We start from the raw sequence: 26,581 nt of genomic DNA, 5'->3' as shown, positions 1-26,581 counted from the left end.
GCACTGGTATAACCGAGTGACCAACTGTTTGCTGTCATCGTTTTTAACACTTCTACCTTAAATGCTTGAGAATAAGGTTTGTGAACAGACCTGAAGCTTTCAGCGCCATGAATTCGATAAATAGCGGTCCAATATCGGACCTGCCTATCTGTAACATTAAATCTGTTACTTACTGTCGAAGAGCTTTCAGACAAAGCGAGCTCTGCTATTTTGAGCTTAAAAGCTCGATGATGTTTGGACATAAAAAGACCCCCAGTAATTGGAATGTCCAACTATTGGGGGTCACTTCAAACAGGCGGTTTTTTTTGCTTAGTTAATCCTAAGATTAACCAAGTAGTTCACCAAGTTGTTGGCTTACTGCTTCAACAGCTTGTGTACCATCCAGTTTGTGGTACTGAGTGTTACCCGCTTTTGCTTCAGCTTGGTAATAGTCAACAAGTGGTTTAGTTTGGTCGTGGTAAATACCTAAACGTTTACGTACTGTTTCTTCAGTATCGTCATCACGAATAATAAGGTCTTCACCTGTGATATCGTCTTTACCATCTACTTTTGGTGGATTGTAAACAACATGATATACACGGCCAGAACCTGGGTGTACACGACGACCGCCCATGCGCTCAACGATGATTTCGTCAGCAACATCAAATTCAATAACATGGTCAACAACCACGCCATTTTCTTTCATTGCATCAGCTTGAGGAATAGTACGTGGGAAACCATCTAGCAAGAAACCTTTTTCACAATCAGGCTTTGCAATACGCTCTTTAACAAGACCAATAATGATTTCATCAGATACTAATTGACCTGCATCCATTACTTTTTTAGCTTCAAGACCAAGCGGTGTACCTTCTTTGATTGCTGCACGCAGCATATCGCCCGTAGAAATTTGTGGAATACCGTATTTGTCCATCAAAAACTGAGCTTGAGTACCTTTACCTGCACCCGGCGCGCCCAAAAGAATAATGCGCATATCATTGTCCTCTGTGTGATACTAATCTTTAATTATGGTCGATCAGTGGAGTTTTGTTTTTAGAGCCTGAATTCTTCCACAACTGAGGCTATACCTCAAGTAACTTATACCAATTGCCTATATTAGCGGCAATAAAAAAAGGAAGCTGGGCTTCCTTTTCTAATTCAAACTGTAAAAACGCTTACTTACTTAAATCTAGCATTAGTTTATTCAAGCGAGTCACAAAGCCTGCAGGGTCTTTTAAGGTACCGCGCTCTGCCAGTAATGCTTGGTCAAGTAAGACATGTGACCACTGAGTAAACTTGTCTTCATCTTGTTCAACATTTAAATGCTTCACAAGTTGGTGCTCTGGATTAAGCTCAAAAATTGGCTTTTGCTCAGGCACTGTTTGACCTACTGATTCCATTAGTTTTTGCATTTGCGAGCTCATGTCATGCTCATCAGCAACAACACAGGCAGGCGAGTCGGTTAAACGGTGCGTAAAGCGTACATCTTTAACACTATCACCTAGGGCTGTCTTAATACGTTCAACTAAGCCTGCCACTTCTTTTTCTGACTCTTCTTGCGCTTTTTTGGTTTCTTCATCATCCATGTTGCCAAGGTCTAAGTCACCACGAGTGATTGACTGGAATGATTTTTCGTTGAACTCTGTTAGGTAGCTCATCATCCACTCATCAACACGGTCACTTAGTAGTAACACTTCAATGCCTTTCTTACGGAAGATTTCTAAGTGTGGTGAATTTTTTGCCGCAGCAAATGAATCAGCAACCACGTAGTAAATCTTATCTTGTTCTGGCTTCATACGCTCAATGTATTGATCAAGCGATACATTTTGTGTGCTTTCGTCTGTGTGTGTTGAAGAGAAGCGCAGCAACTTAGCAATAACTTCTTTGTTTGCCATGTCTTCTGCTGGGCCTTCTTTTAACACTTGACCAAACTCGTTCCAGAACGTTTGATAATCTTCTTCACGGTTTTTAGCCATGCGCTCAAGCATTTTAAGGACACGCGATGTACACCCTTTACGGATTGCTTGTGTCACTTTGTTATCTTGTAAGATTTCACGCGATACGTTAAGTGGTAAGTCATTTGAATCAAGTAGACCTTTCACAAAACGCAGGTAGCTTGGCATAAATTGCTCAGCATCATCCATAATGAAAACGCGTTGCACATACAGTTTTAAACCTGTTTGACGGTCACGATTCCATAAATCGAATGGTGCTTTTTTCGGGATGTATAACAAGCTTGTGTATTCAGTTTTACCTTCAACCTTGTTATGCGCCCAGCTTAATGGCTCTTCCCAATCATGACCAATATGTTTATAGAATTCTTTGTATTCTTCGTCTGTTACTTCTGACTTGTCGCGAGTCCACAGTGCCGTTGCGCGGTTAATACCTTCCCATTCGCCTGGTTGTGCTGGGATTTTCTCGCCATCAGGACCTTCAGATTCTGGTACTTCTGCTTTGTACATTTCAACAGGAATTGAAATATGGTCAGAGTATTTAGTAACGATACTGCGTAAGCGATATTCATCAGCAAACTCTTTTTCGTCTTCACGTAAATGAAGAATAATTTCAGTACCACGGGTTGGCTTATCAATTTCTTGTAGCGTGTATTCGCCTTCACCAGCTGATTGCCATTCAATACCTTGGCTCTCACCTGCTTTACGGGTGCGTACCGTTACTTTATCCGCAACGATAAATGCTGAGTAAAAGCCTACACCGAATTGACCAATTAATTGTGAATCTTTGCTTTGGTCACCCGTTAAGTTTTGAAAAAACTCTGCCGTGCCTGATTTTGCAATCGTACCCAATGAGTTAATTACATCTTCACGGCTCATACCGATACCGTTATCAGTAATGGTTACTGTGTTTGCATCTTTATCGGCACTGATACGTACTTTTAAGTCGGCATCGTTTTCATATAAATCGCCATTTGAAAGCGCAAGGAAACGTAATTTATCTGCCGCATCTGACGCGTTTGATACGAGTTCACGTAGGAAAATCTCTTTATTAGAATAAAGAGAATGAATCATCAGGTTTAATAGTTGTTTGACTTCTGTTTGAAAGCCTAATGTTTCTTTTTGTGCTGCAGTCATTGTGTAAATCTCCAATTAACAAAGTGTCTTATCTGCACTATGACTCATATATGGGGCAGGCTTTAGGAACTTCAAGGCAAAAAATTAAATTTGCAGGTAAATTGGAGATAAAACACAAAAAAGCCTGCATATCATTCCTTTAAAACTAAAAATCCGCCAAGTCATAAACTAAGCGGATTTCCTCAACATGGAAAATACTATATCAGGATTGGTGGGTTGTAAATTTTAGTTGCTTTCACTGAGCAAATTATCCATTTTCTTCTTAAGATAATGCTCTAGTAGCTTTTGACCACCATCGAATAAAACTTTAAATGGTGCATCTTGAAAATTGTCCTTTAACTTGTTTAGTACTTCTTTATTATTTAGCGCTTTTGCAAAGTCGTGCCCTGCTTGGGATAGTCTTATATATAGATCGCTACAGATATAGGTATAGCTTTCCACGTCATACATTAAGGCGATCCCCATTTCAGAAAGCTTACCTGTCATTAAATTGCTTTTCGTTATCATATTATTTTCAATCAACAAAGAATAATGAAAAACAAATTTTTCGCTTACTGTGTCAGAATCTGAGAAACCTACACTATTAACTAATTCTTTTAGTTCAATAATTGCTGTATCTGCCTCTATAAAAACATCAAGTAATGCTTTCATATATTCTAAATTTATTTTCATAACATCATAGTTCCTAGATCTGTCCTAAAAAATCTAAATAGTAACCTTGTTGAACATCAACGCTGCGGTCAATTATTAGTAAGTTACCATAAAAATTCCGGCCCCCTCCATAGAACGGTCACTAGCAATTCCATAAGAGGTTGCATCTTTGTTCTTCTCGATTAAGCCAGCAACGCCATTTGGCAAATCTTTAAAGTTATTGGCTTTGTTGAAGCTACTTTCCATCATCGAATAACTCCTCTTTTATCGGGTCTGAAATATAGATTAGCTCAAAACTGTCATAGTTTGTGACGCTTCTGAGTTTTTCAAATAATGAGCTTGTTGGTGTGTGAAAATTTTCTTTCATACTCAGCAAACCGTTAATTTCATTTATCATCTCTATATTTTCTTTTTTTAATTCAACTGAGAAAGGGGTGGATTTAACCATGACAGCAAACTTCAGTTCGTTTAATCTGTCCTTGACCATACTTATTTTTTGATAGTATTTTTGTATTTCCTCATCATAAATAGGCTTCATATAGTTAAGAAAGTCCTCTATTTGTTCTTTAGAAGCATCATCAGGAGTACCTTCAAAATACCTTTTTCCTGCATCAGAAAGATTACAAAAATTATCAACCGTTACTTTATGCAGGCTTTTAATTGACTGAAGCTTAAATTCCATAGTGTGCACTTCATGAATTGTAAAATAAAATTCTGAGAGTGTTTGCAGTAATTCTTTTGCTGAATGGTGCTTACTTTGCTCAACCCAAGAATTGCCGGTAAGCCATGCAGCAATAAGAAGAAGGTTAGTGGTATAGGCTATTAACACAGTAAATACAGCAATTATTAAATCACTAAAACTCCCCCAGCTACCTCCCTTAACAAGATAGCCATATGAAAGAACCAGAACAAAAATTAGAGCCACATAAGCAAGAGTGGTTCTTTTAAACCAAGTGCCAAATTCTTCCATTGTTTTAGGTTTGTTTTTATCCATAAGCAAACTAGCTTCCATTTATACTAATGAGATTTGTTTTATAAAATTATCAATTTCTTTCAAATATCTTACATCATTTCAGCTGCTTGACTATTACTATAGGCGCCATTAAGTTATTGATTTTATTTTTCTGAAGGTTATTCTACTTTTAATTCAATTACATCTAAATACAGCATTTATTGATGGATTTTTTCTATCAATATTTGATTAATCTGGTATTTAACTATAATCAAATATCTTATAGATGTTATTTGGCAGTACTTAAGTGATAACCAACACTCACTGTAGCTTTTGATTTAGGATAAAACACAAAAAAGCCTGCATTAAGCAGGCTTTTGATACCGTTTTGGGTATTAGTTTTGATTTACTGCGCGTCGCCCGCTAAAGGCATGCATTAGGGTCATGCCATCAAGCAAGTCAAGCTCACCACCAACTGGCACACCGTGAGCAATGCGTGAAGCATTCACTTGGTATTTGTGACAAAGCTCTGCAATATAATGGGCTGTGGTTTCACCTTCAACACTTGGGTTGGTTGCGAGGATCACCTCATTAATGCCGCCGTTTTGCAGTTTACTTTCTAGGATATCAAGGCCGATTTCTTTGGGGCCTATGCCATCAATTGGTGACAAGTGACCCATTAAAACGAAGTAAAGCCCTTGATATTGTCCGGTTTGTTCAATAGCAAGTACATCGGTTGGCGATTCAACCACACACAATAAACCACTATCTTGGCGTTTAACACTTGAACAAATATCGCACACAGGCTGCTCTGTGAAGGTACGACAAGACTGACAGTGCCCTACTTCATCCATTGCTTTTGTGAGTGCGTGGCCAAGTTGTTTACCCCCTTGGCGGTCGCGTTCAAGTAAATGAAAAGCAATACGCTGTGCTGACTTCGGGCCAATACCCGGTTGGCAGCGCAGTGCTTCAATTAACTGTGTTAAACTAGGCGATAGTTGCATAAATGTTCACTTAGAATGGCATTTTCATACCTGGTGGTAATTGCATACCGCCAGTTACTTTGCTCATGCGCTCTTGTGTTTCTTCGGCAACACGGCGTACAGCGTCATTACATGCTGCTGCAAGTAAATCTTCGATCATATCTTTGTCGTCTTCCATTAGGCTTTCGTCAAGCTCTACACGACGTACATTGTGGTTACCTAGCATCGTTACTTTAACTAGGCCTGCACCTGCTTCACCTACAACTTCTAGGTTTGCGATTTCTTCTTGGGCTTTTTGCATGCGCTCTTGCATTTGCTGCGCTTGCTTCATCATGTTACCCATTCCACCTTTAAACATAACTGTCTCTCTTTCTAAACTACTTTAATTGGCATGAAGATAAGGGCTATTGTGTGTAATTACAATGCCTGAATACTGTTTTCGTCGATTATTGCGCTAAATAATTGTTGAAATTGCACAATGTTCTCATCGCTATTTATTACATCTATTGCTTGTTGATGACGGCCTGCATCAATCTTTTGCTGAATCAAATAAGGCGAATCTATCACCCCATCTGCAAAGTCGATATTGAGCTCTACATTATGGCCATAAATCTCGCTTAACGCTGCGTTGAGCTTTTGTCTTAGTACGGCGCTGTCGAGGTGACGTTGTGAAGAGTCGACTTCAATATGAAGCTGACGATCATTCTTTGTGAAAATAGAATGTAGCGCAAATTGACGCATACGCCCACCTAGTCCCATACGTTTTATTAAATAAGCCCATTCATCTTGTTCGTGTGCAAATTTAATACTGCTGATCGGGCTTTCAAAATCATCAGGAACAGGAATACTAGGCTCTTCTGCTACAGGCTCCGGTGCTTTTTGTGGATTAATCTGCTCAAGCAACTCAGGGGCTAAATTTTCTGTTATGGTTTGATGCTTTGCTTTAAAGTCGACTTTTTTTACTTTATGACTGCTCTCCCCCGTCGGCTGGGGGCTTGGCTTTTTTACATCAGCAGCCACTGTTTGCTGCTGAGGTTGAAAATTCGTTGATGCTGAACCATGTTGCGTTGGCTCATGTACTGTCGATTCCGCGGGCTCTGGCTTTATGTCAGTTTGACTTGCAGCACCGCTTAAACGCCCTGCACCAGAAATATTACGATCTTTTAAAATACGTGCAATTGCCGATTGAGCCAAGCTTTGCTGCTGTTGTAATTGCACAGGCGCTGTTTGCTCTGCCTGCGGCAGTGGTTGCACATCTGGCTCGTTAGCAATAAAACCCTGATCATAAGCGCTACTCATCACATCATCATATTGCGCTGCAAGCGATGAGTCCATTTGAGCATCGTAATCATCATAGTATTCTGTCGCTGGCATATCAGGCGTATCGGTACTATTTTGTTGATACAAAGAAGCCGCTGACTGTTTATCAGAACTCCCTGACGTATCAAAAGATTGACTAGGTTGTTGTGACTGCTCAGCTGTATTATCGACTTTTTGTTCAGGTTTTAGGTCAATCTGTGGTGCTGCCGCTTGTGTAACCGTAGGCTCGGCTTTTATTGGCTGTGGCTGCAAAGGTGCTTGGTTTACTGCCGTAGACGTTTGCTCGGATGCTGCTTGTTCACGCTGAGCTGATGATTTTTTTAAGATATCACGTAGTGCACCTGCACCACTTGGTTTCACCTGCTGTTGACTATTTGTCGGTGTTTGGCTTTGCGCAAATTGTGTCGGTTGGAATGCCAACAAACGCAACATGATCATTTCAAACCCTAGTTTTGCATCCGGTGCCCATTGCAAATCTTTTTTACCATTTAACAGCAACTGGTAATACACTTGCATTTGTTGAGCATCGGTTGTTTGTGCAACCTGCTCAATAAAGTCTCGGTTAGTCTCATCAAGTGCAGCGGCACTGGGGACTAATTGCACAAGCTGAATAAGGTGAGTAAGTGCAATTAAATCATCCAATAAGGCGACAAAATTTGGGTTTCGACTGACAACCGCTTTCACTTCGGCCAGAAGTGCATCACCATCTTGGCATAAAACGGCTGCTAACATGGTTTGACTGTAATGTGTATCCATCAAACCAAGCATGGTTTGAACAGCTTGATGATTAATATTACCGTTTGTCTGAGCAATAGCCTGATCGGTTAAGCTTAAGGCGTCTCGCATACTGCCATCGGCGGCTTTAGCAAGGATAGACAACGATTTATCATCAAAGCTTAATTGTTCTTGATTAAGAACATGAGCAAGTTGATCATGAATTTCTGATTGTGATAACGCGTTTAAATTAAACTGTAAACAGCGCGATAGAATTGTCACTGGCAGTTTTTGTGGATCGGTCGTGGCTAATAAAAATTTCACATGCTCTGGCGGCTCTTCCAATGTTTTAAGTAGCGCATTGAAACTGTGCTTTGAAAGCATGTGAACTTCATCGATAAGGTAAACCTTATAACGACCTCGCGTTGGTGCATATTGCACGTTATCAAGGATTTCACGGGTGTCTTCTACCTTGGTACGCGATGCCGCATCGATTTCTAATAAATCAATATAGCGACCCGCTTCAATGTCGGTACAGCTTGAGCATTGACCACAAGGTTCTGCAGAAATCCCTTTATCGCAGTTTAGACTTTTAGCAAATATACGTGCGATGGTTGTTTTACCCACCCCACGGGTTCCAGTAAAGAGATAAGCATGATGAAGTCTGTTTTGTGTTAATGCATTCACTAACGCTTGCTTAACATGAGACTGTCCCACTAACTCGTGAAAGGTTTGTGGTCGCCATTTCCTTGCTAGAACCTGATAACTCATTAATTATTCGCCTTCGAATTCAACCAACTTTAGAATTTTAATGCCCATTTGTGCAACACGCTGCTCTCCACCAAGCTCTGGTAATGAAACAACGAAAGCAGCATCGGTTGCATGACCACCTAATTTAGCAACAAGTTTAGCCGTTGCTTCAATTGTGCCGCCTGTCGCGAGTAGGTCATCTACTAATAACACTTTATCACCTGCAACGATAGCATCAGTATGAAGTTCAAGTGTATCTTCACCATACTCTAATTGGTAATTTTGCGAAATGACTTCACGCGGAAGCTTGCCTGGTTTACGCACAGGAATAAACGGAATACCCAGCGCATAAGATAGGGGTGCACCAAAAATAAAGCCACGTGATTCGGTACCAATGATTTTAGTAAATCCTTGATCTTTGTACGCAGCAATAAAGCTATCAATTGTTGCTTTAAAAGCGTCTGCGTTTGCCATTAAGGTTGTTACGTCACGAAACATAATACCTGGCTTAGGGTAATCAGCGATAGTTGCAATGCTCTGTTTAATGAGCGCTGAAGTTGCTTGAGTCATAATTTATACTGCTCAATAGTTAATATAACAAAGCTTGCGAGTATAACATCGCCTTATTTAAAAGTCGGTAGCAAGTTTTGAAATAAGCACAAAAAAGGCTGCATAATGCAGCCTGATGTCTTAAATTTGCATACGCATATTAAGATAAAGCGGTGATCCAGCCTAGGATAGCGTTAAGGCAACCAATACCAGCAAACACTGCTAGGAACGCAATAAAATACGTTGCGTTGAACGGATCTTTAAAGTCTTTATCATTCGACATAATTACTACCTTTCTATTAAGCACGATAAAACAAAGCGCACATAATAGTCGAAGTGCTTACATCAATAAAGCGTTTATGCTGTTTTTTAAGGTGCTCGCTGAGTGACAATGACGCCTCGTTCAGCCATTGAACTCAGTGTACTTAATGCTCCTTGATACAGCTGTTCTAATGTAAATTGTGGAGCATGTTTTGCAACCTGCTGACATACCTCAGCTAAATCAATACCGGGTTGTGATTCGATAATACTTAACAATAAAGCGGTCATTGCATTTGTTGAGAGAAATTGTACCTCATCGTTGTTATCGCGATACACAACAAAATAATAGGGTTCGCTGGCAGGCACTGTAGGTTGATGATCCTGACTGATTGTATGTACTGGGTAAAGATAACTTAAATTACGTGCCAAACTGGTTAAATATAAACCTGCACGCGCAACTTGGTTAGCTTCTAAATTTATTTCATGACTACCTTGATGTGACACCGATACATCGAGTTCAACCCATTCATAATGGGCTAATTCGAGCATAAATGGCGGATCGTTTTTTTGCTTTGTGTAGCTGCCAACAAGAAACTGTAAAAACTCTCCTGCAATGTCTAAAAAAAACGGGGAACTGCAATCATGTTTACTAAAAAACTGCCGCACTCTTTGTTGCCAATCATCTTCTTTATACAAACTTTTTAAAACAGGAAATGCTGAACTTACAAAACCATCAACATTATTGAAAAATAAGTCACGATAAATCGCCATTCTTCGCTCTTCAACATCAGCTGGTTTTGCGTTGTGAGCAGGATCACGGATATGCGCCATAAATTGCTGTTGGACTTCAATAAAATGACTAGGCACTTTGTTTCACCGTTGGTTGATTTGTTTTTAAAGCTGCTCGTTGTAAGTTATTAATAATTGCCAGCTCAGCAAGAAGCTCATTCATTGGCGGTATATTAAAGTCACGCTCAAGCAGTGTTGGAAACACACCGTGCACATCATACGCCTTTTCTAGCAGCTGCCAAACAGGGTCTATAACGGGTGAGCCATGCGTGTCGACTAATAAATCCTCAGCTTCAGTATAATGCCCCGCAACATGTCCATACGCTATTCGATGGCTAGGCAAGCCCATTAAAAAATGCGTTGCATCGTAGCCATGATTTATTGAGTTTACATAGATATTATTAACATCGAGTAAGAGTTGGCAATCTGCTTCTTCAAGTATCGCTTTTGTGAATTCAAGCTCCGTCATTTCTTGGCCTGGAGCCGCATAGTACGACACATTTTCGATAGCGATAGTCTGCTCTAAAATATCTTGAACCTGTTTAATACGTGAAACAACATGTTTAATAGCTTCTTCAGTAAAAGGAATTGGCATTAAATCATACATATGACCCTCTCCCGAACAATAGCTTAAATGTTCACTAAACAAGCGTATGTTATGCTCTTTAAAAAAGGCTTTTAATGATTTTACAAACTCGACATCCAGCGCAGCGGGTGAGCCGATTGATAACGATAAACCATGACAAATAAATGCATGTTGCTCTGTAAGTTGCTTAAACTGTTTAGCAAAACGACCGCCTAGCTTCAACCAGTTTTCTGGTGCCACTTCTAAAAAATCAATTGGCTTTGGGACATCTGCGAGCATATCATCAAGCATTTCACGTCGAAGTCCTAAACCAATTTGGCCAAAATCCAAGGTCGATTCAAATGACATATCATCTCCTACTAAAAAGGGCCTAAATGGCCCTTTTACTCGCTAAGTAAAAGCTTAGTGGTTTGAACCACACTTACCTTCACCACATTTACCTTCTTTAGCAGCTTTTTTAGATTCCTTTTTGTCAGCGCCACATTTACCTTCGCCACACTTGCCTTCTTTGGCTGCTTTTTTAGATGTCATTTTGTCAGCGCCGCATTTTCCTTCACCGCACTTGCCTTCTTTGGCTGCTTTTTTAGATGCCATTTTGTCAGCGCCGCATTTTCCTTCACCGCACTTGCCTTCTTTGGCTGCTTTTTTAGATGCCATTTTGTCAGCGCCGCACTTACCTTCGCCACACTTACCTTCTTTGGCTGCTTTTTTGTCAGCGCCGCATTTACCTTCGCCGCACTTACCTTCTTTTTCAGCCTTTTTCTCGGCACCGCATTTACCTTCGCCGCATTTGCCTTCTTTTTCTGCCTTTTTCTCGGCACCGCATTTACCTTCGCCACATTTGCCTTCAGCAGCATCAAGCTGGTAACCCGCTTGCATTTGTTGGAACTCAAATGGGTTTGCATTTACATCTGTGGCTACAAAGCTTGATGCACCCACAACAACGGCGCCTAATGTTAATGCAATTGAGTTTTTCTTAACTGTGTTCATACGATGACTCTCTTTTTTATAAGGTATATTAAACAAGACCCGACGATTAAAAATTAATTTCATATTTATGCAATTATTTTAGTAAATCGCCCTACAAAGCAAATTACGATTTATCAAGTTGCTAATTGCAGGTAAAATACGCGTCCAATTTTTCATTAAGTTTAATGGTATTATGCAACTAGTTTTAGCACCAATGGAAGGCGTTGTCGATTTTAAAATGAGACAGCTTCTTACTGACATAGGTGGGTTTGATTTATGCGTGACTGAATTTGTGCGTGTTGTTGATGCAACACTTCCAGAACGTGTATTTCATCGCTACTGCCCTGAATTAAAAACAGATGGCTACACCCGTGCTGGAACACCAGTGAGAATTCAGCTACTTGGCCAAGTTGCAGATGCATTAGCTGAAAATGCTGTAAAGGCGATTAGCTTAGGCTCACACGGTATTGACCTAAATTTTGGTTGCCCCGCAAAAACGGTCAATAAAAGTAAAGGCGGCGCAGTACTATTGAAAGATCCGGAGCATATGTACGACATCATTAAAACGGTTCGCGATGCTGTAGATAGCAAACATCAAGTAAGCGCTAAAATTAGACTGGGTTTTGATGATGATAGTAATAGCCAAGAAATCGTTGATGCGGTAGTCAGCGCGGGTGCATCTAGCCTCGCTATCCATGCAAGAACAAAACGTGATGGCTACAACCCTCCTGCATACTGGGAAAAAATCCCGCCATTAATTAAAAATAAAGATATTGCTGTAGTGGCTAATGGTGAAATATGGCAAGTCGAAGACGCAATGCTGTGCCAGATTCGTAGTCAATGTCAAAACTTAATGCTTGGCAGAGGCGCCTTGGCAATGCCAGATCTTGCAATGCAAATTAAAGCGCATGTAAACAATGAAACATATACTCCACTGCAATGGGAACATGTTATTTACCACATTATTCACTCATCAATGCACCAAGACGAGAGTAAGTGTGAAAAATATTTTGCTTCTCGCACCAAGCAGTGGCTTGGTTATCTGAAACGCCAATACCCACAAGCACATACACTTTTTGATGAAATTAGACGTTTAAAAGCGAAAGATGACGTTGCAAATGTACTAAGAAAGTATGCCAAAGCGCCTAGTTTTGATGCAAATCATAACTAATGGATCGCTTTTGTTGGATAATTAAAGTATTGCCCACTTGGAACAAACGCGATGAACAATACTGAAATCCAAACAAAGCTATCTGCGGAACTGGCGCAGGTTAGACAACGTTTACTTGATATGTTGGCTAGTTCTAATCAAGGTCACCATCAGCTACTACTCTCGCAACTTAAGGATAACCCGCCTTCTGTTTGGTTAGAAATGACAGCGAATAATCTCGGACCCGAATTTCAAATATTGATATCTCGGTTAGAAAAACTCGAAGCAGCACTGTGCCAAATTGATATTGGTCAATATGGTTATTGCTGTGACTGTGAGGAAAAAATTGATAATGAGCGTTTAATTGCAGACCCTGCAAGCCAACGCTGCCGACACTGCGCTCCTTAAAGCGCAGTGTTGAATAGATAACCTAGTTAACGCGCAAAAATAAAGCTCATTGCAGGATAAAGTACAATATCTTCGATTAGCCAATCAGCCTGCTGCTGATTAACACTTAAACGCTTCATTAAATTTACCCGTGCTTGTTGCTCATTCCAAGTGTGATAATGAATCCCTAAATCGGTTTCCATCATTACAGACCAAAAGTATTGTTCATCTTGATTCAATTGACGTTTACTTTGTTTGACATCAATGAAATCTAATTGCCAGTCAAGCCCAGCATGTAAATCGCCGTCCTCTAAATACTGCAACACGAGTGGCTTGTTATGTGATGAAAAAACAGGTAATGACAAATCGACTGTGGGCTTTTCTTTTAGTAAATGCTGAATCTCACTTAACCAAGACAAGGGTGGCTTTGTTGTATTGGCAAAATAATTAAGTTTACTTTGATACCAATCCTTACCATTCGCAAGCCCAACTAACCCCAGCTTTGTTCGAGGCTTGTATTGCGCTAAATATTGATTAAGCTTCGTTAGTGCCATCACGACATTTTCATTATTATTATCGAGGTGAGATATCACCATACTGCGTAACAACTTTAGCTCAAGCTTATTAAGCCTTAAATTACTTTGCTCAGCCTCTATGAGTTTTGTTTCTACTCGCTCTATCCACTTGCAGAGCGCTTCCGGTGTGTAATCATCTTGCTTTATAGCATTACTTATCACATCACGCTGTACGGGCCATACAAAAAATCGTTCTGGATATCGCTGCGCAATAATTAAATAATTTAACTGCGCTTGCTGTGAATCACTCAACTCAACATTTGCTAAGCCTTGGTAAGCAAGATGACGAGCCTGTAAGTACGCTTCAGAAAATGGCCAATATGTTTTGCCACCATTGTCTAGCTGGGTTGATAAAAGATTATTTATATTGCCAATTTGCTGTTGTCCTTCGGTATACGTGCTAAAGCGATCACTTTGCTCACTGCAAGCAGATAACATGACACTGACTAATAACAACAAAACGATCTGTCTTATCATAATAAAATTCCATAAAAAAAGCCCCAGAGGGGCTTTTTATTTTAAAACAACATCAATTAGATTTTTACACCGTTGCGAGCGGCTTTATCTTTGATGTAGGTCGACCAGCTCTTCGCAAATTTGCGCGTGCGCGGATCATCCATTGCTTTTGTAATAGCAGCATACGCTTGCTTATACTTTTCTTGGTAGTAATAAGCTTCAGCTAAGTCTGTATAGATAGATCCCGTTTTATCAGAACCTAACTCTAATGCCTTGTTCAAACGAACAACGGCTGCACCATAATTTTGCGATTGTAAAAGTAATGAACCTGCTTTGCGATAAAGCTCTGCATCGTCATCAAATTTAGCCGCTTCTTCATAGTACTTAGCTGCTTTCTCAATATCTTTTGAGCGGTGATAGTTAGATGCCACTGCACTGATATTTTGCTTGTTACGAACCACTTTTTCTTCGTTAATTGCCTTTTCAAGCACAATAGCTGCTTTGTAAGGAATTTCGTTTAACGAGTAAAAGTTAGAAAGTACTTTGTATTCAACTTCGTTTTCAAAATAGCCATTTTTATAGGCAACTTCCATGGTCGCTAGACCTTTCTTGAAGTCTTCAGTTTGAAGGTAGTATTTACCTAAACCAACCCAGGCTTTTTTGTCTTCAGGCCAAACACGAACAATCTCTTCCGCTACTTCTACCATGTTTTTGTACTGTTTAAGTTCAAAATAGGCAGCTAGCTTTAATTGGTAAGAAGCTTTAGAAGGCTCCTCCGCCAATTTGATTGCTTTGTTTGCAGCTGGAAGAACGTCGTTAAACTGTTTTAACTCATAGTTTGCTTGCGCAATACGAGTGTAAACTTTGTCGTCTTCTTCACCTGTGAAGTCCATCCAAGCGTAATACGCATCTTTTGCTTTTGCGTATTGCTCAGTACCCGCGTACATGTCACCTAATAGTTTTAAGCCTTGCGATTGGTCAGCAAAGTTTAATACATCAGGTTTCACCGCCGCTGCGACATGCTTGATAGCCAGTTTATACTGCTCTTTTTGAGCGTACATTTGACCTAGGTAGCGATCAACAGTTGCCTTATCAAACTCATCCGATGGATCAATTTCTTTAAGTAATGCAATCGCTTCATCAAGCTTCTCTTCATTGTACAGGTCGAATGCTTTAATAACTTTCTTACCAACGCGCTCACCCATTACTTTAGTTTTTGCTTTTTTACGCGCTTCAATCTTCGCGTAATCTGGCGCTGCTAAAGCAGGTGCAGTGAAAACCACACCTGAAAGAGTCATAAGAAGCGCAAGTGCTGTTACTTTAGATAAATTTCTCATTACTCGCCTCCTTAGTTGCCTTGGTTAAGTTTAAAGTCTAGTTGTACTTGAAGACCAAATTGTTTTTGTGGTTTACCATCGATGATTTTCGGACGGTATTTCCACTTACGAAGTGCACGTTTAGCTTCGCGGTCAAAGATACGTTTTGGATCAGCGTCGATCACTTCAACATCTTCTACACCACCTACTTCATTGATAGTAAATGAAAGTTGAACCCAACCTTCTTTACCGTCACGCGCTGCTTGCGTAGGGTATTTTGGTTCAATACGAACGATAGGTGTCGCATCACCATCACGTCCAAATGCACCTGGACCACTTAGGCCTCCAGCTGTGCCACCCACATCGATGCTTGGCATATTAAATGACAAACCACCAGTGTTAGGGTTGCTGTTTTCCGGCTGAGGCGGCTGCGGCTTAGGCGGCTGCTTTGGCGGTGGCGGAGGCGGAGGCGGAACACGCTTCCTCTCCTGCACCTTAGATTCAGGCGGATTCGTCATAATTTCGACTACAATCTGTTCTTTTTGTTCAGTCGCACGATCAGCTCCACCGGAGATGAGGTACGCCATGAAGTAGAACAAGCCGAAAGTAACTGCCCCACCTGCAATCAGTGAAAACAGAAAACGAATCATTACTGATCTCCAGCTATTGAAATTTTAAGGTTATCACCCGTCGCTTTGATCTGGTCCATAACTTTAACTACTACGCCGTGTTTTGCTTCTTTATCAGCTTGCAAAATTACAACTTCAGTAGGTTGTTCTGCTAATAAACTTTCAAGTTTAGCTGAAACACGTTCAACGTCTACTTGTTGTTTATCAATCCAGATCGCACCGTCAGCACGAATAGCAACAAAAATATTTGCATTTTTTTGCTTCGTAGCTTGGGCTGCCTTAGGTTTATTGACTTCGATACCAGCCTCTTTAACGAACGATGTAGTTACGATAAAGAAAATAAGCATGATAAATACGATGTCAAGCATTGGCGTCATGTCAACCGCTGCTTCTTCTTCTTCACGAAAACGTTGTTTACGTGCCATATTTAATTCTCTCTCTAGTGATGAGGCATGCTATCTACAAGTTTAGCTTTCGCCATTCTTGCTCTCGCTTCAAGGCGTGAGCTGAAGAATACTCCAGATAGTGCCGCAACCATTCCAGCCATTGTTGGGATTGTTGCCATTGAAATACCTGATGCCATTAAACGTGCGTTACCAGTACCTTGAGTAGCCATGGTTTCGAAAACCGCGATCATACCCGTTACAGTACCTAATAAACCGATTAAAGGACAAATAGCTACCAATGTCTTAATCAACAACATACGCTGATCTAATTTTTCAGACGCTTCAGAAATCCATGCTTCACGGATTCTGTGTGCGTACCAAGACGTAGTGTCTTGGCGGGCATCCCACTGAGCTACAATATCCTTCGTCATACGAGGAAACTCAGCTAGTAGGAACCAATAGCGCTCAATCATTAAAACCCACATAAGAAAGAGTGCTATCGCGACCACGTATAAAACCTGGCCGCCTGTGCCAACAAAATCCCTGATAGATTCCCAGATCTCCATCAGGACTAGCATTAGGCTTTCTCCTTCTCCGCGTGAGCTGCGATGATACCAGCGCTTTGCTCATCAAGGACATGTAAAACCGACTTACTACGACCAGCAACAATTGAGTGAAGTAGGATAAGTGGTAGAGCTGCAATTAGACCTAACGCTGTAGTTACAAGTGCTAGAGAGATATTACCAGCCATGATCTTCGGATCGCCCGTACCGAACAATGTGATTGTTTGGAACGTAAGAATCATACCGATTACCGTACCTAGTAGACCAAGTAATGGTGCGATTGCTGCCAAGATCTTGATGATGTTGATACCAGCTTCGATGCGAGGCGTTTCACGTAGGATAGCTTCGTCAAGTTTAAGCTCAAGGTTTTCAACGTCTTGATTCTTGTTGTCAGCATAAACCTTAAGAATACGACCCAGTGGGTTGTTTGTATTCGGAGTAGAAAGGTTTTTAAGCTGGCTCTTAATCTTAGTGCTAGTAAGCGCAAGATCAACGAAACGTACTACGAAGATTAGTAGACCAACAAGTAATAATACTGTGATGATATAACCAACTTCAGCACCTTGCTCATAGTATTCCATTAACGATTTTTTCTGCGTATTGATACGTAAGATCGCGCCACGAGTCGGGTCGATGTATACGCCAGCATAGTTGTCAGCAGATGTATTTTCTAAATCGCTAATACCCGCTAGGATGTAGCTATCAGGTTGCTTACCTAGAGGTTGGATTGCTTTCGTTTCTGGAGAGTAAATTAAATAACCATCATCAGTTACTAAGTTAAAGTTACCGATACGCGTTACTTTTTTCACAGAAGATGAACCGTCAAGACCAGCAACTTCAGTTTCAAATGTTGAAACTTTTGCAGACTCAGTCATTTCAGTTTGAAGTGAAATCCAAAGCTCTTCTAATTCACGAACTGTTGGAAGTTCTTTCGCTGCAGCTAATGAGCGAAGTACTTCAGCACGTCCTGGCTTTTCAGCAGAAACAAGTGATGCTTCGATTGAACCGATTGCATCAGCTGCTGCACGACGTACAACACCGAACATCTCACCTAACGTACCTTGTGCATTTAAAAGAGCTTGCTCTTTCTCAGCTAAAGTATTTTCGTTTTGAGCATATTCTTTAGCTAAACGGTCACCACGCGCTTTTTCAGCAGCTAGGTCACTTTTCGCTTTGTTAAGTAACGCTTGCTTGTCAGCGCGAGCTGAAAGGAACTCTTGTTCACGTTGCTTATTTAATTTACCTTCAGAGATACGTTCTTGCTTAACTTGCTCAAGAATTTTGTCTAAAGCATCAGTGTTTGCATGTGCATTAAGCGCGGTACCTGCAGAAACAGATAGTACTGCTGCAACAGCAAAACCTTTAAATAGTTTCTTCATTATTGATTACTCCGCGCCAAAGATTGGTAGTTTAACAAGTTCTAATGTCGCTTGTTTACGCGCCATACGAATAACTTCTTTAACAGGTTTTAGGTATTCTTCACCTAATTCTTTCCACTGTTTAGTGTTGTTATCCCATACCCACGCATGCTTAAGGTCAAAAGACTGAGCTACGTAAGTAATACGACCTAAACGACCGAAGTCAACGTTGATGCTCTTACCATCGATCTCAAGAGTACCTTGAGCAGCAGTTACAGCTGAGCTGTACGCAGTTTCAACAGTGTAAGCTTCAAGAACTTGGCGGAATTTTTCAGATGTAGTAACTGATGCTGACGCCATGATGTCACGAAGTCTTTCAACACGTGCTAGACGGTTTTCAAGATTAAACGGAACGTCCGCTTTGATGAATTGCTCAAGCGTATCGATCATGCGATACATCAAAGGCACAACGTTTTGTTTCGTGTTATCGATTGTTGCGATTTGACGGTCAAACGATTCGATAGAAGCGTTTTGGTCAGCGACCAAACGTGCTACGTGATCGTTATAAACCTTCATTAGCTCAGTTTCATCAACAACGCTACGGTACTCAGCGATTAGCTCTTGAGTTTGACCATATACATTGTCAATTTTAGTTTGAGACTTAACAGCAGCCTTTTGAATTTGTTGACCTGCATCTTGCACATCTTTCAAAGGATCTGCAATCACATTGCTGCTTGCAAATGCAAAAGCGCCAACCAACGCAGATGCTACAAGACTCTTTCTGATTTTAACAGACATAGTTCCCAACCAATTAAGTAATGTTACTTTTATAATTTAATTATCCTCCGAAGAGGACAACCCTGATATCTTTTAATAGATATCAACCCTCCAATAATGCTAAATGCATTAGAGTCTGTCAACTTGATGTTCGGGTTTCATCGGAAAAATTTGGTCACTCGTCGTTGCTATGAAAATAGCCAAAACAATGAATTAACAAAAATATAACAGAGGTGTTCGCGTTAAGGTTCTATAACCCTTGATTGGCAATCATTCCGTTCAGATTAGATTCAAACTTAAACATAAATGTAACATTTAATAAAAGTTTAAATAGGTAAAGATAAGTGAAAAAAAAAATCTCTTTTTTTTCGAACAAAACGGTTTTGAAGAATTTTTATGCATTAAAAAGAGATTAATGTTCAATAAGCAGGCAATTCACCCTTCCGACTGGAAGGATGAATACAGTGAGCGTGTTATGTGTCATCAAGAAATTGGTTAGAATACCGCGCGATCTTTTACAAGCTTTGCCAACGATATTATTGAGTCTACCTCAAGCTTTTCAAAAATCTTTGCTTTATAGGTGCTCACTGTTTTATTGCTAATAAATAGCTTCTCACCGATATCTTTATTGGATAGCCCTTGCAATAAATAATTCATTACCGCAAGTTCACGCTCAGTAAGCAGCTCATCAATGTCTTTTTCACAGGCCACTAAGTGGTCTTGTGGAAAAAACGTGTAACCTCGCAAAATCATTTCAACAGCTGACGAAATGTCTTCTAAACTTTCTGCTTTATTAACGAAGCCTTGTGCACCTAATTTAGCAGCGGTACGAATAATGTGTTTGTCTTGCTTAGCTGACAAAAACAACACTTTCCCAGTAAAACCGCCACTGACAGCTCGCTTGTATAAACTAAAGCCGTCGGAGTCTTCCAGTTCAATATCTAGAATCGCTAGCGCAACATTATTATTCTTTAAAAACTGCAGCGCCTCCTTTTGACTTGCAACAGCTTGAACTTCGTTTACGAGAGTTGACTTAGCTAGCACCATTTTAATTGCTGTTGCCACCATCGGGTGATCGTCTACCAGCAGAATATTGTTTCCTATGCTCATCAATTAGCAAACCTTCATTATATTTTATCAAACAAGTATGAATTACTCAGTATTTTTTCTACGTTCGAGTTGTACTAAGTTTAGCGGGAAATTTTCAGATTGTTGAAAATATCTTCAAACTTATTATCGCCAGTTTGAAATCGTAACTTGAGTGATAAAAACTACCAAATTACACAACTATCAATGTCACATTAAATAGATCCTGCGCAAAGCATATAATACTTTAGTTATGGAGAGTAGCTTTTAAGGAATAGTTATTTAACTTATAGCCGAATGGCTGATATAAAAAACCTAAATTAATGCCTTTGGAGGAATATAATTTCGGTACATGAGAAGTAATTGATTAAATTATGCAGAGGAAGTGTGTTTATTAAGAATGAATTTTGGTGAAACAGAAACTGTTTCACCAAAATGTACTAAGTTTCACATAAAAAATTATGCTACTTCTACGTTCTCAGCTTCAGGGCCTTTTTGACCTTGTTTGATGCCGAAAGATACTTGTTGGCCTTCGCTAAGAGTGCGGAAGCCTGTACCTGTGATAGCACTGAAATGTACGAATACGTCAGGACCATTTTCTTGTTCAATAAAACCAAAGCCTTTAGCTTCGTTGAAGAACTTAACTTTACCAGTAACCGTGTTTGACATACCAAATTTTCCTGTAAGTCAATTATTAAAATTCAGCCATAATGGCTCTATCCTCCCTGAGTGAATGCCCAATAAACTTGGGGTAAAGTACAGGAAGAACTAATAACCAACCGGTAACCGTACAAGCCGCACATTATCCGTAAATTCAATACGCAAAAACTCAAAGCAACTTAAGACTAACACAATAAATGTCTTTTAGCTCTATTAATCGAAAATTATTTTAAGGTCAACCTTCAGTTTTAAAAATATGACAGGCGTATTTCTAAACAATTAAATTACAATGAAAAAAGCCCATCAACTTTGATGGGCTTTTATTTCTTTATTTTATCTTACTTTACTTGCCAGTCCATTTGCGCTTCGGCCTTAATAGGCACTACCTGCGAATCGCCTAATTTATAAGTAGCAGGCACTGTCCAACTTTCTTTCACTAACGTGATGGTATCGCAATTGCGCGGCAAACCGTAAAAGTCAGGGCCATAATGACTCGCAAAGCCTTCTAGCTTATCTAAAGCCCCCGCTTCCTCAAACGCTTCTGCATAGAGTTCAATCGCTGCATGTGCGGTATAAGCACCCGCACAACCGCAAGCAGCCTCTTTCTTATCTTTATAATGCGGTGCAGAGTCGGTTCCCAAGAAAAACTTTTTACTGCCACTTGTCGCCGCCGCAATCAGCGCTTGCTGATGGATATTGCGCTTCAGTATAGGTAAACAGTAATAATGTGGACGAATGCCGCCTGCCAACATATGGTTACGATTGTATAAAAGGTGATGAGCTGTAATTGTTGCAGCAACATTATCTGGTGCGCTATTAACAAACTCTACCGCATCTTTTGTGGTGATATGCTCAAGGACAATTTTCAAGCTTGGGAAATCATTCACAACATCGGCAAGAATGGTTTCTAAAAACACTTTTTCACGGTCAAATATATCTATCGATGAATCGGTCACTTCACCATGAACAAGTAATAACATACCGACGTCTTGCATCGCTTCTAGAACTGGGTAAATATTCTTAATTGATGTAACACCCGAGTCAGAGTTTGTTGTCGCACCTGCAGGGTAAAGCTTTGCAGCAACAATTTTTCCTGTTGCTTTTGCTTTTTTTATCTCTTCTGGGCTCGTTTTATCAGTGAGATAAAGCACCATTAGTGGTTCAAAATCACCCTGTGGGCCAGCCGCTTTAATACGCTCATAATACGCCAATGCACTATCGGTACAGGTAGCCGGTGGAACAAGATTAGGCATAATAATCGCACGACCCATGTAGCGGCTTGCATCACGGACAGTATCGACCAATTGATCACCGTCGCGTAAATGAATATGCCAATCGTCTGGTCGTGTAATTGTGAGGGTTTGAATCGTATTTAAATCTGACATTGCTGGTTTCCACGGCTAAGAGTTAGAGGGATAGCTTAAACGAGGTTAAATCACTAATTGACTTACTTTCGTTTATATTCAGGTGCGTAGTTTACACCAGTTTCAGTTTTTTTTGAAAATAACTTTGTGGATATATTGATAGTAGGTTAACGTAATTAATTAACAGATTAATTGGCTCATTTTTCTTTATTATGCCTAAACATTTAGATACCGCGAGTGCACTTGAAGTCAAAACAGATCAGTTGCATATCATTAATCAGTTTTCATCATCGTTGATGCAGTTAGACACCATAGAAGAGCTACTTGAGTACGTCACATCACATGTTGTAAACAGACTCGGGTTCATTGAGTGTGTCATTTACTTAGCAGATGATGAAGCACGTACCCTCAAAGAAGTTGCTTCGATGGGTAAAACAAATACCGGTGATAACTCTTATTACATTGACCGCACAGAAATTAGTTTTGATCAGGGTATAACCGGGTATGTTGCATCCACTGGCAAACCTTTAATGATAGGCGATGTAAGACACGAAAAACGTTATATCGCAGATGCGCGCCCCGCCCTGTCTGAATTATGTGTGCCACTGGTTTATAAAGAAAAAATCTTAGGGGTCATTGACTGCGAGCATCCGCAAAAACATTACTATAACGATGCTCACCTTGAGATTTTATCAACGGTTGCCCATTTACTCAGTGCAAAAATCGACCAAGTCAGAACCGTTAAAAACTTAAAGCAAACTGTTAATCAGTTAAACGATGCGCAAAAACTTGAAAATTGTATGCTACAGATAGCCAATCTTACCTATCAATCTAGCGAACTCGACAGCTTTTTTGAGTCACTTCATGCCATTATTACCACGCTACTCAGGGCTGATAACTTTTTCATCGGGCTTTATGACAAAAAATGTGATGTGCTCGATATCGTTTATATTATCGAAGAAGGAGTGCGCTCTAACGCACACAAAAAAATCTCTAAGGATCTATTAAAAGACACGGCTTCCTATTATCTGCTCACAACAGAGCAATCTCTATTATTCAATAAGGAAGAATTCCAGCAACATATTGATGCAGGCCATTTTAAAATGGTGGGTCGCCAAGCAGAATCATGGTTAGGTGTTCCCTTTAAAGTAAATGACAGAATTAGCGGGGTCATTGCGGTGCAAAGCTACAGTGATCGTTATCACTACAGTGAGCATGATCGCGCGCTTCTTACCTATGTAAGTCGCCAAATTAGCATGGCTATTGACCGTCAATTATCACGTCAAGAATTAGAGCACCGTGCATTACATGATGAACTAACAGGGTTAGCAAACCGTTCATTATTAATTGAACGCATAAAACACGGCATATTGCGTTTAGCACGTGCGAATAAAGAGACCCAACATGCGTTGTTGTACTTAGATTTTGATCGGTTTAAAAGTATTAATGACTCATTAGGTCATGAAGTGGGTGACCATTTTTTAGTGAGAATTTGTGAGTTAATTCAAGGCACCATTCGTAACACAGATACTTTTGCCCGTTTAGGGGGAGACGAATTTGCGATTTTTATGGAGAATATAACCGATAAGCAGCAAATAAATGATGCCCTAGAGCGAATTCAAACTGCACTAGCTGATCCCCTTAATATTGACGGCCACTTATTACAGGCATCTACCAGTATTGGCGTTGCATTTTGTGAGAGTGAAAACGACAAAGCTTACAAATTATTGCAACATGCTGATGCAGCCATGTACGAAGCTAAATCTTCAGGGCGTGGACACGTAAAGTTTTTTAATAACACAATGCGTAAAAAGCTAAAAACCCATGCCGATATCGAAAATGATTTACAGCATGGTATTGAACACAATGAATTTGAGCTTTATTACCAACCAATTTTTACAATTCAAGAGGCACAGGTCATTGGCTTTGAAGCACTGGTACGCTGGCACCATCCAACCAAAGGGTTTGTAGCACCGAATGATTTTATCCCCGTTGCAGAAGATACAGGGCAAATCATCAACTTAGACCTGCATTTACTCGACTTAGCAGCTCAGCAAATTTCACATTGGTATCAACACGGACTTCCCTTTACCAGAGTCACTGTTAATGTCTCGTCTAGGCACTTTGCGAGTCTTGATTTTGTAGCCCAAATGCATGCCTTATATAAAAAGTATCAACTTCCGTTAGGGTCACTCTGTCTAGAAATTACAGAATCAGGGCTAATAGGTAATTTAGAACTCGCAACTAAAATAATAAAAGGGTTAGCGCCCCTTGAAGTAAAACTTTGCTTAGATGACTTTGGGACAGGTTACTCTGCCCTAGGCTATTTACACCAATTACCGATTCATATCTTAAAAATTGATAAGAGCTTTATTGATCATATTACAAAATCACATAACCCATTAATAGATGCCATATTATCTTTAGCACAATCATTACAGCTTGATGTGGTTGCAGAAGGAATTGAAACTGAGCAACAGCTAGCCATCTTAAAACAAACACCGTGTAAATTTGGTCAAGGCTTTTTAAAAGCAAGGCCAATGCCGGCAAAGGATGCTAAAAACGTTATTTTACATGGCTTATAAAAAGCATACTCGCCTTTATAAGCCATGAAAAAAACGACCTTACTGTAAAAAGACGGATTTGTTTTTGATAAGCTTGCTGTAATAACCTTTAGCAACCATACGCAATCATTTTCAGGCATTAAACCTGACATACACAGCGTTAAGGATGTCTGATTAACGCCTCCATGGATGCAGGAGTTACAGCAATGCAAAGGCGATTACCAAACACTAATAACACAGCTACATAACACAATGTGCTTGCTACCGACGCGGTGTTCTTACCTCACATTTATTGCCGCTAAATTAAACGCCTTGCTAGCAACGGGATGACTCAACGTATACCTTTTTATATCGGTGTTTATATAACTTGCTAACACTGAACACAGAGCCCTCTATTGAGCAATATATACATGCCACTCCCCTCTACACAGCACATTAACCTTTCTCACTCTATACCTTAAGTTTACCTTTATACCTGAGTTCACCTTATACCCAGTTCACATTTTTAGGCTTCAAAAGCTAAATTTGGCACTGGCGGCACTCGGGATACCTTTATTGAGTTTTCTCTTTTTTGTCGCTTTTCCTATGACTGCTAAATTCGCCACTTATAAACTTGAGGTAAATTCATGGAAATATCGCAGCAAGTGTAAAAAAACAAACTGACAACGCTGTCATTTATTGTTTAGAAAGGTTATTGTAAACATGCAGTAAAAAACAACGCTACTTTAGACGTCTAGACGTTGAAAAAATATAAACGAAAGCGTAGTATGTTTGTAATCTGAGTTTGACTCACATTTTTCATGAGATTTTTTAAAGATGATTGATATAAAGCACCTTAAAACAATTGCGACACTTAAAAAGACCGGTTCTTTAGTTAATACAGCCCGAGAACTCTTCTTAACGCAATCAGCGTTATCACATCAGATTAAAGATCTCGAAAATAAACTCGACTGCCAGTTATTCGAACGAAAAACACAACCGGTTCGTTTCACACCGCAGGGCATGCTCTTACTTGAATTAGCCAACGAGGTGCTTCCTCGGGTAGAAGCCACAAAATGTCGATTAAAAGAGAGTCTTAATCAACCAATATCAAACTTGAGATTAAGTGTTGAGTGTCACGCCTGTTTCCATTGGCTGTTGCCGACAATTAAAGAATTTAATAATTTTTGGCCAGACATTAAAGTCGATTATGAACGCGGTTTTAGCTACGATGCTATTCCTGATTTAATGAATGACGAACTCGATCTTGTACTTACATCAGATATTCGTGAACCAGATCAGCTCGAATATGCACATCTATTCGACTTTAAATTAAAATTAATCGTGGCACCTGATCATGAGCTTGCAAAAAAAGCCTATGTGACCGCCCTGGATCTGAAAAACGAAACAATCATTTCATACCCTATTCCACGTGAACGTCAGGACATTTTTAAGCATTTTATACAAAATGCACGCTTTGACGGCACACTTAAAACCGTTGACCAAGGCTTATTAATTTTTCAGCTTGTTAGTGCTGGAATGGGGGTTGCTGCGCTACCAGACTGGTTAGTTACACCTTATGAAAGCCAAGGCTTGATAAAATCAATTCCATTAGGTGCTCTAGGTCTTACACGTCCTATGTACTTAGCAATGAAAAAAAATATGAAAGATAATCCTGTATATCGTCATTTTTTGAATACTTGCAAACTAAATAATGGTCGCTAAACACAGATAAACTATCT

At 39.9% G+C, this 26,581-nt stretch carries 28 protein-coding genes; 4 read left to right on the top strand and 24 right to left on the bottom strand.

Going from position 1 to position 26,581, the window contains the following annotated elements:
* From BWD47_RS20170 to BWD47_RS00295, 14 genes are all read right to left on the bottom strand, one after another.
* Positions 1–242, bottom strand: a 242-nt coding sequence (locus BWD47_RS20170) for a helix-turn-helix domain-containing protein (protein WP_218640584.1), incomplete at its 3' end; no start/stop codon positions are given.
* Positions 243–325: 83 nt separating this feature from the next.
* Positions 326–970: an adenylate kinase gene (gene adk, locus BWD47_RS00345; RefSeq protein WP_036967590.1), complete on the bottom strand. Its 645-nt coding sequence runs from the start codon at positions 968–970 to the stop codon at positions 326–328.
* 181 nt (positions 971–1,151) lie between these two features.
* Entirely contained in the window at positions 1,152–3,065 is a 1,914-nt protein-coding gene (gene htpG, locus BWD47_RS00340; RefSeq protein WP_036967589.1) for a molecular chaperone HtpG, read from the bottom strand.
* A 225-nt stretch (positions 3,066–3,290) separates the two neighbouring features.
* Complete coding sequence (locus BWD47_RS00335; RefSeq protein ID WP_075593169.1) at positions 3,291–3,737, bottom strand: DUF2513 domain-containing protein; 447 nt, start codon at positions 3,735–3,737, stop codon at positions 3,291–3,293.
* A 75-nt stretch (positions 3,738–3,812) separates the two neighbouring features.
* Positions 3,813–3,965 carry a hypothetical protein gene (locus tag BWD47_RS20060; RefSeq protein WP_178387073.1) on the bottom strand — a complete coding sequence of 51 codons (153 nt, stop codon included), beginning with the start codon at positions 3,963–3,965 and terminating at the stop codon, positions 3,813–3,815.
* Positions 3,952–4,710, bottom strand: a complete 759-nt coding sequence (locus BWD47_RS00330) for a hypothetical protein (protein WP_075593168.1) — start codon at positions 4,708–4,710, stop codon at positions 3,952–3,954. Before BWD47_RS00330 ends, BWD47_RS20060 begins: the two co-directional genes overlap by 14 nt.
* 353 nt (positions 4,711–5,063) lie before the next feature.
* On the bottom strand, positions 5,064–5,672 hold the full coding sequence (recR, locus tag BWD47_RS00325) for a recombination mediator RecR (RefSeq protein ID WP_036967569.1): 609 nt from the start codon (positions 5,670–5,672) through the stop codon (positions 5,064–5,066).
* Positions 5,673–5,682: 10 nt separating this feature from the next.
* Positions 5,683–6,009, bottom strand: coding sequence for a YbaB/EbfC family nucleoid-associated protein (locus tag BWD47_RS00320; protein WP_036967566.1), 327 nt, complete (start codon positions 6,007–6,009; stop codon positions 5,683–5,685).
* A gap of 59 nt (positions 6,010–6,068) precedes the next feature.
* Complete coding sequence (gene dnaX / locus BWD47_RS00315; protein WP_075593167.1) at positions 6,069–8,456, bottom strand: DNA polymerase III subunit gamma/tau; 2,388 nt, start codon at positions 8,454–8,456, stop codon at positions 6,069–6,071.
* 3 nt (positions 8,457–8,459) lie between these two features.
* Entirely contained in the window at positions 8,460–9,005 is a 546-nt protein-coding gene (gene apt, locus BWD47_RS00310) for an adenine phosphoribosyltransferase (protein ID WP_075593166.1), read from the bottom strand.
* A gap of 139 nt (positions 9,006–9,144) precedes the next feature.
* Positions 9,145–9,267, bottom strand: a complete 123-nt coding sequence (locus BWD47_RS20230; RefSeq protein WP_256213662.1) for a hypothetical protein — start codon at positions 9,265–9,267, stop codon at positions 9,145–9,147.
* A gap of 86 nt (positions 9,268–9,353) precedes the next feature.
* A complete protein-coding gene (locus BWD47_RS00305) occupies positions 9,354–10,112 on the bottom strand; it encodes a DUF2063 domain-containing protein (protein ID WP_256719125.1) in 759 nt (252 codons plus the stop codon).
* A complete protein-coding gene (locus BWD47_RS00300) occupies positions 10,105–10,968 on the bottom strand; it encodes a DUF692 domain-containing protein (RefSeq protein WP_036967556.1) in 864 nt (287 codons plus the stop codon). Before BWD47_RS00300 ends, BWD47_RS00305 begins: the two co-directional genes overlap by 8 nt.
* 54 nt (positions 10,969–11,022) lie before the next feature.
* Entirely contained in the window at positions 11,023–11,610 is a 588-nt protein-coding gene (locus tag BWD47_RS00295; RefSeq protein WP_065978714.1) for a hypothetical protein, read from the bottom strand.
* A gap of 172 nt (positions 11,611–11,782) precedes the next feature.
* On the opposite strand from BWD47_RS00295, the gene BWD47_RS00290 reads away from it, so the two are divergent.
* The gene (locus tag BWD47_RS00290) at positions 11,783–12,760 is read left to right on the top strand and encodes a tRNA-dihydrouridine synthase (protein ID WP_065978731.1); all 978 of its coding nucleotides are present in this window, start codon (positions 11,783–11,785) and stop codon (positions 12,758–12,760) included.
* A gap of 51 nt (positions 12,761–12,811) precedes the next feature.
* A complete protein-coding gene (locus BWD47_RS00285; protein ID WP_036967551.1) occupies positions 12,812–13,147 on the top strand; it encodes a TraR/DksA C4-type zinc finger protein in 336 nt (111 codons plus the stop codon).
* 26 nt (positions 13,148–13,173) lie between these two features.
* Here the strand turns inward: BWD47_RS00285 and BWD47_RS00280 are convergent, their stop codons facing one another.
* The 10 genes from BWD47_RS00280 to pyrC form a co-directional block, all read right to left on the bottom strand.
* Positions 13,174–14,178 carry a hypothetical protein gene (locus tag BWD47_RS00280; RefSeq protein ID WP_065978715.1) on the bottom strand — a complete coding sequence of 335 codons (1,005 nt, stop codon included), beginning with the start codon at positions 14,176–14,178 and terminating at the stop codon, positions 13,174–13,176.
* Positions 14,179–14,234: 56 nt separating this feature from the next.
* Positions 14,235–15,494 (bottom strand): lipopolysaccharide assembly protein LapB, encoded by a 1,260-nt coding sequence (locus tag BWD47_RS00275; RefSeq protein ID WP_036967545.1) that lies wholly within the window; start codon positions 15,492–15,494, stop codon positions 14,235–14,237.
* Between the two features lie 11 nt (positions 15,495–15,505).
* Positions 15,506–16,123: an energy transducer TonB gene (locus BWD47_RS00270; RefSeq protein WP_036967542.1), complete on the bottom strand. Its 618-nt coding sequence runs from the start codon at positions 16,121–16,123 to the stop codon at positions 15,506–15,508.
* Positions 16,123–16,527 (bottom strand): biopolymer transporter ExbD, encoded by a 405-nt coding sequence (locus BWD47_RS00265; protein ID WP_036967540.1) that lies wholly within the window; start codon positions 16,525–16,527, stop codon positions 16,123–16,125. The genes BWD47_RS00270 and BWD47_RS00265 overlap by 1 nt, the downstream gene beginning before the upstream one ends.
* A gap of 14 nt (positions 16,528–16,541) precedes the next feature.
* Positions 16,542–17,066 (bottom strand): MotA/TolQ/ExbB proton channel family protein, encoded by a 525-nt coding sequence (locus BWD47_RS00260; RefSeq protein ID WP_036967538.1) that lies wholly within the window; start codon positions 17,064–17,066, stop codon positions 16,542–16,544.
* The gene (locus BWD47_RS00255; protein ID WP_036967535.1) at positions 17,066–18,430 is read right to left on the bottom strand and encodes a MotA/TolQ/ExbB proton channel family protein; all 1,365 of its coding nucleotides are present in this window, start codon (positions 18,428–18,430) and stop codon (positions 17,066–17,068) included. The genes BWD47_RS00260 and BWD47_RS00255 overlap by 1 nt, the downstream gene beginning before the upstream one ends.
* Before the next feature lie 6 nt (positions 18,431–18,436).
* Entirely contained in the window at positions 18,437–19,207 is a 771-nt protein-coding gene (locus BWD47_RS00250) for a DUF3450 domain-containing protein (protein ID WP_036967533.1), read from the bottom strand.
* Positions 19,208–19,681: 474 nt separating this feature from the next.
* Entirely contained in the window at positions 19,682–20,296 is a 615-nt protein-coding gene (locus tag BWD47_RS00245) for a response regulator transcription factor (RefSeq protein ID WP_036967529.1), read from the bottom strand.
* A 435-nt stretch (positions 20,297–20,731) separates the two neighbouring features.
* On the bottom strand, positions 20,732–20,941 hold the full coding sequence (locus BWD47_RS00240; RefSeq protein ID WP_036967526.1) for a cold-shock protein: 210 nt from the start codon (positions 20,939–20,941) through the stop codon (positions 20,732–20,734).
* A gap of 329 nt (positions 20,942–21,270) precedes the next feature.
* Entirely contained in the window at positions 21,271–22,317 is a 1,047-nt protein-coding gene (gene pyrC / locus BWD47_RS00235) for a dihydroorotase (protein ID WP_075593165.1), read from the bottom strand.
* Positions 22,318–22,508: 191 nt separating this feature from the next.
* Here pyrC and BWD47_RS00230 point away from each other — a divergent pair, with 191 nt between their 5' ends.
* Positions 22,509–24,881 carry an EAL domain-containing protein gene (locus BWD47_RS00230; RefSeq protein WP_075593164.1) on the top strand — a complete coding sequence of 791 codons (2,373 nt, stop codon included), beginning with the start codon at positions 22,509–22,511 and terminating at the stop codon, positions 24,879–24,881.
* A gap of 795 nt (positions 24,882–25,676) precedes the next feature.
* On the top strand, positions 25,677–26,564 hold the full coding sequence (locus tag BWD47_RS00225; protein WP_075593163.1) for a LysR substrate-binding domain-containing protein: 888 nt from the start codon (positions 25,677–25,679) through the stop codon (positions 26,562–26,564).
* Positions 26,565–26,581 lie beyond the last annotated feature (17 nt).

The sequence above is a fragment of the Pseudoalteromonas sp. PAB 2.2 genome (genome assembly GCF_001938575.1).
Classification (GTDB): domain Bacteria; phylum Pseudomonadota; class Gammaproteobacteria; order Enterobacterales; family Alteromonadaceae; genus Pseudoalteromonas; species Pseudoalteromonas lipolytica.
This window is presented reverse-complemented; position numbering and strand designations above follow the sequence as displayed.

What these genes read in the sequence shown, in the direction of transcription:
- adk (WP_036967590.1), bottom strand. Translation starts at nt 970, where the DNA reads ATGCGCATTATTCTTTTGGGCGCGCCGGGTGCAGGTAAAGGTACTCAA.
- htpG (WP_036967589.1), bottom strand. Translation starts at nt 3,065, where the DNA reads ATGACTGCAGCACAAAAAGAAACATTAGGCTTTCAAACAGAAGTCAAA.
- BWD47_RS00335 (WP_075593169.1), bottom strand. Translation starts at nt 3,737, where the DNA reads ATGAAAATAAATTTAGAATATATGAAAGCATTACTTGATGTTTTTATA.
- BWD47_RS20060 (WP_178387073.1), bottom strand. Translation starts at nt 3,965, where the DNA reads ATGATGGAAAGTAGCTTCAACAAAGCCAATAACTTTAAAGATTTGCCA.
- BWD47_RS00330 (WP_075593168.1), bottom strand. Translation starts at nt 4,710, where the DNA reads ATGGATAAAAACAAACCTAAAACAATGGAAGAATTTGGCACTTGGTTT.
- recR (WP_036967569.1), bottom strand. Translation starts at nt 5,672, where the DNA reads ATGCAACTATCGCCTAGTTTAACACAGTTAATTGAAGCACTGCGCTGC.
- BWD47_RS00320 (WP_036967566.1), bottom strand. Translation starts at nt 6,009, where the DNA reads ATGTTTAAAGGTGGAATGGGTAACATGATGAAGCAAGCGCAGCAAATG.
- dnaX (WP_075593167.1), bottom strand. Translation starts at nt 8,456, where the DNA reads ATGAGTTATCAGGTTCTAGCAAGGAAATGGCGACCACAAACCTTTCAC.
- apt (WP_075593166.1), bottom strand. Translation starts at nt 9,005, where the DNA reads ATGACTCAAGCAACTTCAGCGCTCATTAAACAGAGCATTGCAACTATC.
- BWD47_RS20230 (WP_256213662.1), bottom strand. Translation starts at nt 9,267, where the DNA reads ATGTCGAATGATAAAGACTTTAAAGATCCGTTCAACGCAACGTATTTT.
- BWD47_RS00300 (WP_036967556.1), bottom strand. Translation starts at nt 10,968, where the DNA reads ATGTCATTTGAATCGACCTTGGATTTTGGCCAAATTGGTTTAGGACTT.
- BWD47_RS00295 (WP_065978714.1), bottom strand. Translation starts at nt 11,610, where the DNA reads ATGAACACAGTTAAGAAAAACTCAATTGCATTAACATTAGGCGCCGTT.
- BWD47_RS00290 (WP_065978731.1), top strand. Translation starts at nt 11,783, where the DNA reads ATGCAACTAGTTTTAGCACCAATGGAAGGCGTTGTCGATTTTAAAATG.
- BWD47_RS00285 (WP_036967551.1), top strand. Translation starts at nt 12,812, where the DNA reads ATGAACAATACTGAAATCCAAACAAAGCTATCTGCGGAACTGGCGCAG.
- BWD47_RS00280 (WP_065978715.1), bottom strand. Translation starts at nt 14,178, where the DNA reads ATGATAAGACAGATCGTTTTGTTGTTATTAGTCAGTGTCATGTTATCT.
- BWD47_RS00275 (WP_036967545.1), bottom strand. Translation starts at nt 15,494, where the DNA reads ATGAGAAATTTATCTAAAGTAACAGCACTTGCGCTTCTTATGACTCTT.
- BWD47_RS00270 (WP_036967542.1), bottom strand. Translation starts at nt 16,123, where the DNA reads ATGATTCGTTTTCTGTTTTCACTGATTGCAGGTGGGGCAGTTACTTTC.
- BWD47_RS00265 (WP_036967540.1), bottom strand. Translation starts at nt 16,527, where the DNA reads ATGGCACGTAAACAACGTTTTCGTGAAGAAGAAGAAGCAGCGGTTGAC.
- BWD47_RS00260 (WP_036967538.1), bottom strand. Translation starts at nt 17,066, where the DNA reads ATGCTAGTCCTGATGGAGATCTGGGAATCTATCAGGGATTTTGTTGGC.
- BWD47_RS00255 (WP_036967535.1), bottom strand. Translation starts at nt 18,430, where the DNA reads ATGAAGAAACTATTTAAAGGTTTTGCTGTTGCAGCAGTACTATCTGTT.
- BWD47_RS00250 (WP_036967533.1), bottom strand. Translation starts at nt 19,207, where the DNA reads ATGTCTGTTAAAATCAGAAAGAGTCTTGTAGCATCTGCGTTGGTTGGC.
- BWD47_RS00245 (WP_036967529.1), bottom strand. Translation starts at nt 20,296, where the DNA reads ATGAGCATAGGAAACAATATTCTGCTGGTAGACGATCACCCGATGGTG.
- BWD47_RS00240 (WP_036967526.1), bottom strand. Translation starts at nt 20,941, where the DNA reads ATGTCAAACACGGTTACTGGTAAAGTTAAGTTCTTCAACGAAGCTAAA.
- pyrC (WP_075593165.1), bottom strand. Translation starts at nt 22,317, where the DNA reads ATGTCAGATTTAAATACGATTCAAACCCTCACAATTACACGACCAGAC.
- BWD47_RS00230 (WP_075593164.1), top strand. Translation starts at nt 22,509, where the DNA reads ATGCCTAAACATTTAGATACCGCGAGTGCACTTGAAGTCAAAACAGAT.
- BWD47_RS00225 (WP_075593163.1), top strand. Translation starts at nt 25,677, where the DNA reads ATGATTGATATAAAGCACCTTAAAACAATTGCGACACTTAAAAAGACC.